Annotated in this window: 7 protein-coding genes; 3 read left to right on the top strand and 4 right to left on the bottom strand. The window is 62.9% G+C overall.

Annotated features, from left to right (window positions below):
* Positions 1–11 precede the first annotated feature (11 nt).
* Both J4P02_RS13830 and J4P02_RS13835 read right to left on the bottom strand, forming a co-directional pair.
* Positions 12–1,163 carry a TDT family transporter gene (locus J4P02_RS13830; protein WP_426191077.1) on the bottom strand — a complete coding sequence of 384 codons (1,152 nt, stop codon included), beginning with the start codon at positions 1,161–1,163 and terminating at the stop codon, positions 12–14.
* A gap of 156 nt (positions 1,164–1,319) precedes the next feature.
* Positions 1,320–2,519 (bottom strand): MFS transporter, encoded by a 1,200-nt coding sequence (locus tag J4P02_RS13835; RefSeq protein ID WP_426191079.1) that lies wholly within the window; start codon positions 2,517–2,519, stop codon positions 1,320–1,322.
* 91 nt (positions 2,520–2,610) lie between these two features.
* Between J4P02_RS13835 and J4P02_RS13840 the strand changes: the two genes are divergently transcribed.
* Together J4P02_RS13840 and J4P02_RS13845 are read left to right on the top strand one after the other, a co-directional pair.
* Positions 2,611–3,153: a TetR/AcrR family transcriptional regulator gene (locus J4P02_RS13840; protein WP_426191081.1), complete on the top strand. Its 543-nt coding sequence runs from the start codon at positions 2,611–2,613 to the stop codon at positions 3,151–3,153.
* Positions 3,154–3,278: 125 nt separating this feature from the next.
* Positions 3,279–6,752: a hybrid sensor histidine kinase/response regulator gene (locus J4P02_RS13845; RefSeq protein WP_426191083.1), complete on the top strand. Its 3,474-nt coding sequence runs from the start codon at positions 3,279–3,281 to the stop codon at positions 6,750–6,752.
* A 15-nt stretch (positions 6,753–6,767) separates the two neighbouring features.
* On the opposite strand, the gene rmuC is transcribed toward J4P02_RS13845, so the two are convergent.
* A complete protein-coding gene (gene rmuC, locus J4P02_RS13850) occupies positions 6,768–8,135 on the bottom strand; it encodes a DNA recombination protein RmuC (RefSeq protein WP_426191102.1) in 1,368 nt (455 codons plus the stop codon).
* A 175-nt stretch (positions 8,136–8,310) separates the two neighbouring features.
* On the bottom strand, positions 8,311–8,634 hold the full coding sequence (locus J4P02_RS13855) for a sel1 repeat family protein (protein WP_426191085.1): 324 nt from the start codon (positions 8,632–8,634) through the stop codon (positions 8,311–8,313).
* Between the two features lie 873 nt (positions 8,635–9,507).
* Here J4P02_RS13855 and J4P02_RS13860 point away from each other — a divergent pair.
* Positions 9,508–9,732 carry a hypothetical protein gene (locus J4P02_RS13860; protein ID WP_025127035.1) on the top strand — a complete coding sequence of 75 codons (225 nt, stop codon included), beginning with the start codon at positions 9,508–9,510 and terminating at the stop codon, positions 9,730–9,732.
* The last annotated feature ends 173 nt before the right edge of the window (positions 9,733–9,905 follow it).

A 9,905-nucleotide genomic window follows, 5' to 3' on the forward strand; every position in this document is an offset into this window, starting at 1 on the left:
GTCTTTGGCGATTATTTCCGCAGCCCGGCAATGCACGGCGAGACAAACAGCTCTCCTTTATAGGCGCCCTGCACCGTACGTTTGGCCACCACCAGCCACATCAGCGCCAAGGCCGCCACCAACGCCACGCCAAACAGGCTGAAGAACCCCAGGTGCAGGCTGCTGCCCAGCTTCAGGGTGGCCAGCGAATACACCCCCAGCGGGAAGGTAAAGCCCCACCAGCCAAGGTTGAAGGGAATGCCCTCGCGCAGGTAACGCCGGGTGATCAGCACCGCTATCAGCATCCACCACAGGCCGAAACCCCAGAGCGTCAGCCCCGCCACCAGGCCCAGGCCAGCGGCGATTTCACCCACCCCGCCCAGACCGTTGGCACTGAAGATCGCCGGCGCATCGCTGCCCAGCACCAGCATCCCCAGGGCGCCGGTGCCAATCGGCCCCAAGGCCAGCCAGCTGGAAGCCGCCATGCTTTCATGGGGCAGCTTATGCAAGGCCATGCGCAGCAGCAGGATGGTCAGGATGCTGAACGCCACCGGCAGCGAGAAAGCCCAGAGCACGTAGCTGGTGCTGAGCATCACCAATTGCCCATGGGCGTCCTGCAGGTGCGGCGCCAGCAGGCCGCCACTGGCCGCCGCCACTTCGGCCGCCACCACCGGCAGCAGCCATACGGCGGTCATCTGGTCGATGCTGTGCGCCTGGCGGGTGAACATCATGTAGGGAATCAGCACACCGCAGGCCAGGGACATGGCCACGTCCAGCCACCACAGCACCTGCGCCAGGTGCACCACGCCCTCGCCCCAACGGGGAAGACCGAACAGCAGCAGGCCATTGATGATGGTGGCCAGGCCCATGGGAATGGTGCCGAAGAACATCGATACCGTGGAGTGGCCGAAAATCCGCCGCGCTTCATCGAAGAACAGAATCCAGCGTGCGCTGTACATGGCCGTGAACAGCACGAACAGAGCGATGGTCAGCCACCAGAAGCCCTCGGCCACCAGGTACAGGCCCGGAATCGCCACTGGCAGTTGAGCCAGGGCCAGGGCCAGCACGCCGGTGCCCATGGTGGCGGCGAACCAGTTGGGGGTGAACTGGCGAATGGCCTCGCGTGGATGTTGCAGATGACTCAAGGGCCGGCGGCCGGCCTTGATGGTTTGGGTGCATGGCATGGTGGGTCTCCTCTCCTCTGATGAGGTTGAGCCCATGATAGAACCTGATCGAATATCTATATAACGGGTAATTTCTCTATCTGTTATCTGTTTTACAGATATACAAACCGACCTGCCACAGGGACTCCCCAAGCAGCAGACACCTCACACGGCGTATCAATGGGCTTCGCAGGAAACTGCAGGGCGCTGCCGAACCAGCACCAGCAACGCCCCCAAGGCCAGGATGATCAGCACCACGGCATACCCATCGGTCGTGGCAATCAGGCCGAAGTTGCGGCTCAGGTTGCCCGCCAGCAGGGACGGCAGACAGAACGCCAGATAACTCAGCACGTAGAACGCCGACATCAACCCCGCGCGCTCATGGGCCAAGGCCAAAGGCATTACGCTGCGCAAAGCCCCCAGGAAACCGGACCCGAAACCACTGCCCAGCACCAGGGTGCCGACGAAGAACAGTGCCAGGCTGGCACTGTGCACCGCCCCGAGAATCAGCAGGACGCCCAGCGCCAGCAATCCGGCTCCCAGGCGCAGCACTTTGCCTGCCGGACGCTGGCGCAAGGAAAAGATCATCAGCGCGCCACTGAGTGTCAGCACCGCCACCAGCGCACCACCGATCAGGTTCGAGGTGGAACCGATAGCCGCACGCACCAGCGAGGGTGCCAGCGACAGATAAAAACCTCCCACCGCCCACACCGCCACATTCACCGGCAGCGCCAGCCACAAGGCCCGCCGCGCTTGCGCCGGTACATGCAGCCTGGGTTTCAACGAGGCCCAGGCACCGGGTTGCGGGCTGACGCTTTCCGGCAAGCGCCAGAGATACAGGGCCTGCAGCACAAACATTGCCAGCAGCAGCCAGTAGCTCAATTGCAGCGGCCATGGTGCGAACTCCACCAACAAGCTGGCGCCCATGGCGCCGCAGGCCATGCCCAACAGCGGCGCAATGCTGTTGACCAGCGGCCCTTGCTGACGATCGGTGTCCAGCAGGGCCGCACCCAGCACGCTGGTGGCCATGCCCGTGGCGAAGCCCTGCATCACCCGCGCAGCAATCAGCCACTGCACTCCATCTTCATTGATGAACAGCAACATCGACAGGCTATTCAGCAGCAAGGCGGCAAAGATCACCGGCCGGCGCCCCAGGTAATCCGATAGCGATCCCACGGTCAGCAAGGCAGCCAGCAGGCTCAGGGCATAGACCGCGAAAATCAGCGTGAGCACGGCGGGCGAAAAGTGCAGGCTCTCCTGATACAGGTGATACAGCGGTGTCGGCACACTGGAGGCGGCCAGGAAACTCAGCAGGGTCACGGCCAGAAACACCAGGCTGCGACGATTGGACACCGAGGTGTCGATTACACCGGACATGGGCACGCTCCACTAAAGCTAATATTTTGCTTTTGCGCACTATGCTACCAGCAAAGCCTTAAAGCAAATTCTTTGTGTTAAGGTGCGCCCCATGGCGATCAAAGAAGCTTTGCGCCCCGGTGGCCGTAGCGCCCGGGTCCAGGAATCCATCCATACAGCAGTACGCGAACTCCTCGAAGAACAGGAGCGTTCGACCCTGACCGTGCCGCAGATCGCCGCTCGCGCCGGCGTCACGCCCTCCACCATCTACCGCCGTTGGGGCGATCTGTCGGCGCTGCTGGCCGATGTCGCCCTGGCCCGCATGCGCCCGGACAGCGAGCCGGCCAATACCGGCAGCCTGCGCGGCGACCTGCAGGCCTGGGCCGAGCAATACCTGGATGAAATGAGCTCCGAGCCTGGGCGCAACATGATGCGCGACGTGCAATGCAGCGCGACGCCGGGCTATTGCGTGACCATTCTCAGTGCCCAGTTGCAGACCATCCTCGAACGCTATCCACACAGCGAATACCTGCCGAACATCGACCGCCTGCTGCACCTGATTGTCGCGCCCACGGTGTTCCGCATCCTGTTCTCCGCCACGCCGCTGCCGCTGGCCGAACTGCACGCGCTGATCGAGCTGGCCCTGCAACCCTGAGCCGCTAGCCAAGCCCTGCGACATCAGGCCGCGCTGATACCTTGGTCGACACTGACGCCAACCCGACATCGTGCCAGACTGTCTGGCCGGGCTGAGGTGCCCGGGCTTATCGCTTCGGAGTTTCCATGTCGTTGTCCAGCGGGCTGATTGCCGCCGTTGCCCTGGCCTATATGGCCATCATGTTCGCCATCGCCTTCTATGGCGACCGCCGCAGCGCGCCCCTGCCTCCTCGGGTGCGGGCCTGGGTATACAGCCTGTCGCTGGCCGTCTATTGCACCAGCTGGACCTTCTTCGGCGCAGTGGGCCAGGCCGCCGAACAGCTTTGGGCCTTCCTGCCGATCTACCTCGGGCCGATCCTGCTGCTGGTGTTCGCGCCCTGGGTGCTGCAGAAGATGGTGATGATCAGCAAGCAGGAGAACATCACCTCCATCGCCGACTTTATCGCCGCCCGCTACGGCAAGTCGCAATCGCTGGCAGTGGTGGTGGCGCTGATCTGCCTGGTGGGGGTGCTGCCCTACATCGCCCTGCAGCTCAAGGGCATCGTGCTCGGGGTCAACCTGCTGATCGGTGCCGGCGCCGACGCCATGGGCACCCGCGCCCAGGATACGGCGCTGATCGTGTCGCTGATCCTGGCGCTGTTCACCATCGTCTTCGGCACCCGCAACCTGGATGCCACCGAACACCACCGGGGCATGGTGCTGGCCATCGCCTTCGAATCCCTGGTCAAGCTGTTTGCCTTCCTCGCCGTCGGTGCTTTCGTCACCTTCGGCTTGTATGACGGCTTCGACGACCTGTTCAACCAGGCCATGCTGGCGCCACGCCTGGAACAGTATTGGCAGGAAACCATCAACTGGCCATCGATGGTGGTGCAGACCGGGGTGGCGATGATGGCGATCATCTGCCTGCCTCGGCAGTTCCACGTCACCGTGGTGGAAAACATCGAACCCCAGGACCTGCGCCTGGCCAAATGGGTGTTCCCGGCCTACCTGGCCCTGGCCGCGCTGTTCGTGGTGCCGATTGCCCTGGCCGGGCAGATGCTGCTGCCCAGCAGCGTGCTGCCGGACTCCTTCGTCATCAGCCTGCCCCTGGCCCAGGCCCATCCGGCCCTGGCGTTGCTGGCCTTTATCGGTGGCGCCTCGGCAGCCACCGGCATGGTGATCGTGGCCAGCGTGGCACTGTCGACCATGGTTTCCAACGACATGCTGCTGCCCTGGCTGCTGCGGCACAAAAACGCCGAGCGGCCCTTCGAGGTCTTCCGCCAATGGATGCTCTCGGTGCGCCGGGTGAGCATTGTCGCCATTCTCTTGCTGGCCTATGTCAGCTATCGCCTGCTGGGCTCCACCGCCAGCCTGGCGACCATCGGCCAGATCGCCTTCGCCGCCGTCACCCAACTGGCACCGGCCATGCTTGGCGCACTGTACTGGAAACAAGCCAACCGCCGCGGGGTGTTCGCCGGCCTGGCCGCCGGTACCTTTATCTGGTTCTACACCCTGGTCCTGCCCATCGCCGCCCACAGCCTGGGCTGGTCCCTGAGCAGCTTCCCCGGCCTGGCCTGGCTGCACAGCAACCCGCTGAACCTGCCCATCACTCCGCTGACCCAAGGCGTGGTGCTGTCGCTGGCAGGCAATTTCACCCTGTTCGCCTGGGTGTCGGTGCTGTCGCGCACCCGAGTTTCCGAGCACTGGCAGGCCGGGCGCTTTATCGGTCAGGAAATCAGCAACCGCCTCAGCTCGCGCTCGATGCTGGCGGTACAGATTGATGACTTGCTGAAACTCGCGGCACGCTTTGTCGGCGAGGAGCGCGCGCGCCAGAGCTTTATTCGCTTCGCCTATCGCCAGGGCAAGGGCTTCAACCCGAACCAGAACGCCGACGGCGAATGGATTGCCCATACCGAACGCCTGCTGGCCGGGGTCCTGGGCGCCTCTTCGACCCGGGCGGTGGTCAAGGCGGCCATCGAAGGCCGCGAAATGCAGCTTGAAGACGTGGTGCGCATCGCCGACGAGGCCTCGGAAGTCTTGCAGTTCAACCGTGCCCTGCTGCAAGGGGCGATCGAGAACATCACCCAGGGCATCAGCGTGGTCGACCAGTCCCTGAAACTGGTGGCCTGGAACCGTCGCTACCTGGAACTGTTCAACTACCCGGAGGGCCTGATCAGCGTCGGCCGGCCGATCGCCGACATCATCCGCCACAATGCCGAGCGCGGCCTGTGCGGCCCCGGCGAGGCGGAAGTCCACGTGGCCCGACGCCTGCACTGGATGCGCCAGGGCCGGGCCCACACCTCCGAGCGCCTGTTCCCCAATGGCCGGGTCATCGAACTGATCGGCAACCCCATGCCCGGCGGCGGTTTCGTCATGAGTTTCACCGACATCACCCCGTTCCGCGAAGCCGAGCAGGCCCTCACCGAAGCCAACGAGGGCCTGGAACAGCGGGTAGCGGAACGCACCCACGAACTGTCCCAGCTCAACGCCGCCCTGACCGAGGCCAAGGGCACGGCGGAAGCGGCCAACCAGTCCAAGACGCGCTTTCTGGCCGCGGTCAGCCACGACCTGATGCAACCCCTGAACGCCGCGCGGCTGTTCTCCGCAGCCCTCTCCCATCAGGAAGACGGACTCTCCACCGAGGCCCAGCAACTGGTGCAGCACCTGGACAGCTCGCTGCGTTCGGCCGAAGACCTGATCAGCGACCTGCTGGACATCTCGCGCCTGGAAAACGGCAAGATCACCCCCGATCGCAAGCCCTTCGCGCTCAACGAGCTGTTCGACACTCTGGGGGCCGAGTTCAAGGCCCTGGCCCAGGAACAGGGCCTGCAATTCCGAGTACGTGGCAGTCACCTGCGCATCGACAGTGACAGCAAGTTGCTGCGACGCATCCTGCAGAACTTCCTCACCAACGCCTTCCGCTACGCCAAGGGCCCGGTGTTGCTGGGGGTACGTCGGCGTGGCGACTCGCTGAGCCTGGAAGTCTGGGACCGGGGCCCGGGCATCCCCCTGGACAAGCAGCAGGTGATATTCGAGGAATTCAAGCGCCTGGACAGCCACCAGACCCGCGCCGAAAAAGGCCTGGGCCTGGGCCTGGCGATTGCCGATGGCCTGTGTCGGGTACTCGGCCACCCACTGCAGGTGCGCTCCTGGCCCGGCCGGGGCAGCGTGTTCAGTGTCAGCGTGCCCCTGGCCCGCAGCAGTGTGCTGGTGCCAGGCAAGGCTGCCGAGCTGAAGGGGCAATCGCTCAACGGTGGGCAGGTGCTGTGCGTGGACAACGAAGACAGCATCCTGATCGGCATGAACAGCCTGCTCACCCGCTGGGGCTGCCAGGTGTGGACCGCGCGCAACCGCGAGGAATGCGCGACTCTGCTCAAGGACGGCATTCGCCCGCAACTGGCGCTGGTGGACTACCACCTGGACGATGGCGAAACCGGTACCGAGGTCATGGCTTGGCTGCGCACCCAATTGGGTGAGCCGGTGCCCGGGGTGGTGATCAGTGCCGACGGGCGCGCGGAAATGGTCGCCCAGGTACATGCCGCAGGGCTGGATTACCTGGCCAAACCAGTGAAGCCCGCGGCCCTGCGCGCCCTGTTGAGCCGACACCTGCCCCTGGGTTGATGCCGCGCTCGCGGGTTACTCCGGCAACTCCAGCTCGCGCCCTTCGGCATCGGTCATGGCCCGCTCCAGCAAGTCCGCCGGCAGGCTCTTGCTGGCCCGGGCACCCAGCAGCTTGAGCTGTTCGCTGCGGCTGATCAGGTTGCCGCGGCCTTCGGTGAGCTTGTTGCGCGCCGCGGAATAGGCCTTGTCCAGTTGCTGCAAGCGGTTGCCCACCTCGTCCAGGTCCTGGATGAACAGCACGAACTTGTCGTAGAGCCAGCCGGCACGCTCGGCGATTTCCCGGGCATTCTGGCTCTGGCGTTCCTGCTTCCACAGGCTGTCGATCACCCGCAGGGTGGCCAGCAGCGTAGTCGGGCTGACAATCACGATATGCCGATCGAAAGCCTCCTGGAACAGATTGGGCTCGGCCTGCAGGGCGGCGGAAAAAGCCGCCTCTATGGGCACGAACAGCAGCACGAAATCCAGGCTGTGCAGGCCTTCCAGGCGTTTGTAGTCCTTGTCGGACAAACCTTTGACGTGATTGCGCAACGACAGCACATGCTGCTTCAACGCCGCCTGGGCGACCTGTGGATCATCGCTGCCGACAAATTGCTGGTACGCCGTGAGGCTGACCTTGGAATCCACCACCACCTGTTTGTCGCCTGGCAGCAAAATCAGCACGTCGGGCTGGAAGCGCTCGCCGTCCGGCCCCTTGAGGCTGACCTGGGTCTGGTATTCGCGGCCCTTCTCCAGGCCGGCATGCTCCAGCACCCGCTCCAGAATCAATTCGCCCCAGTTGCCCTGGGTCTTCTGCCCCTTGAGGGCACGGGTCAGGTTGGTGGCTTCGTCGCTCAGACGCAGGTTCAGCTGTTGCAGGCGCTCCAGCTCCTTGGCCAGGGAAAAACGCTCCCGGGCTTCGGCCTGATAACTGTCCTCGACGCGTTTCTCGAAAGCCTGGATGCGCTCCTTGAGCGGGTCCAGCAACTGGCCGAGGCGCTGCTGGCTGGTTTCGGCGAAACGCTGCTCACGTTCGTCGAAGATCTTCCCCGCCAGTTCAGCGAACTGCGCCCGCAATTCATCTCGGGAACCCTGCAGATCGGCGAGGCGTTGCTGATGGCTGTCCTGCTGCTCGCGCAGTTCCGCGCTCAGCGACGCGGCCTGGGCCTCCAGGCGACGCAATTCCTGCTCCTTGCCCGCCCGCTCCAGGTTCCAGGCATGGGCTGCGTCACGTGCGTTGTCCCGATCAATCTGCAACAGTTCGACCTCGCGGCGCAGGGCGGCAAGATCGGCTTGCTTGAGGGTGTTGGCCTGACTCAGGTCGCTGACTTCATCACGGCTGGCATCCAGCTGCGCCTGCAGCCCTTCCTGGGCCAGCTGCGCGGTGGCCAGGCGTTCTTCCAGCAGGCTCAGGTCGCTCTGGCTGGAGCTGGCGCGGCGCTGCAGTTGCCAGGCCAGCGCCAACAATGGCAGCGCCGCTCCCGCCAGGCCGAGCAGCAGGCTGGTCAAGTCCATAGCCATGGCGATTCCTGTGGTCGAAATAGGGAGTGAAGGTTAACCAAGCCACTGCGGGTTGCACAGCTCAGTCTTCGATCCGGCCCAGCTCCAGTTGCGCACGGCGGTCGCCGGCCCGGGCGGCCTGGCGCAGCAGGTCGTGACCGATGCGCCGGTCACGGGCGTTGCCGCATTCACGGCACATCAACTGGCCCAGACGGCTCTGCGCCGCCACTACGCCTTCACGCGCCGGTTGCTTGAGCAAACGCCCGGCGAAATGCTTGATATTGGGGCTGTGTCCCAGGTGCGGATTGTCCAGCAACCAGAGAGCGACACGCAGGGAGAAACGCTTGGTTTCGGTAACACTGGCGGGAGCAGCGGTAACAGCAGGTGATACTGAGCGAAACTTCATAAAGCACTGTGGGGCAGATCGGAAGGCGCGCCACTCTACTCCTTTTTTCGCTCGGGTAAAGTCCGAATAAGCCAGCACGCCCGTCCTAGAGCAAGCGCTTGGGACAATCCACAGAAGCTGTGGATAACTCAGTGGACAACCCCTCCGCAACCCGCCCAAAGCCCCATGAGACGGGCCCTCCAGTCAAACTGACGATTTTTTCACCAGTTAAAAAAAGCGATGTTTATCATTGACTTAATTTCTCGAGACAGGCTAAGGGGGCTGCCGCGGGAAAGGTGACAAGCGGGTGACATGCTGCGCAACAAGTGTGCACAACCACACTGGAATTAATGCCGACAATGCACCTTTTTCGTACACGCCTGAGCCAGGAAGGTTACACACTCAAGACAAGGGTGTTTTCCCGCCACCTCGAAATAATTTCCTAGCACACTTGCATTCAACCGTTCAACTCAATACAATCCGCGCCGTTAGTACCAAGCTGAAAGTCAATTCTGGTCGAACACGTCCCGCCGAAAGCCCCTCCAAACGAGAAGCAGATCGAGCACTCAGGACCGACCACCTCGCTGGTTTCCAGGTAAACCTCAAGCTCATGGCAGCCCTCAATACAAGGCCTCGCCGAGCGATTTACTCTGACCGAACCAACCTGCAATTGATCAGGATCTCCACCTCGGGCCCAGAACCTCTGCCCTTGTTGTGTTGCCTGCCCTCCTAAGTACCTACCTGCCAGCCCTAGCGCGACCTTTGATAAAGCGCTGCAACTGGCTGCTTTGTTCCAGTCAGGTTCTTCGCTCGACCAATGGTGGTCAGCGCTACTGGAACGTTTTAACGTTGCACGGTTCCTAACCGTGTCATTTGTAGGAACACCTAATAATTATGTCGACTCAAATCCAGACTCAGGATGCCATTCGCACCCTAACCCACGCCTTTGCTCCACTGAATTGCCTGATCATGGCGACTCGCAAGGGCTGCTTCAGCTTCACCCTGGTCAACGAACACGGCATCGCCCGTCACAGCGAGCGCCTGTACCCCGACCAGTACTCCAGCGCCGAACCGTTGCAGGCGGTGATCGAACGCACCCGCCAGGCCCTGGTGGCTTGAACCGCAACAACTGCGCAAAGAGCAAAAGCCCCGCCTGATCGCGGGGCTTTTTTATGGTTCTTCACGGAATCCCGGGAAACTCAGAAACAAAAACGCCGATTTGATAGATGATGTTCGTGCGAGCAAACAGATCTAAAAAACCGGCGTTCTTATGCGTGATATTAATACTTTCC

Source organism: Pseudomonas sp. NFXW11, assembly GCF_049887815.1.
Lineage (GTDB): Bacteria > Pseudomonadota > Gammaproteobacteria > Pseudomonadales > Pseudomonadaceae > Aquipseudomonas.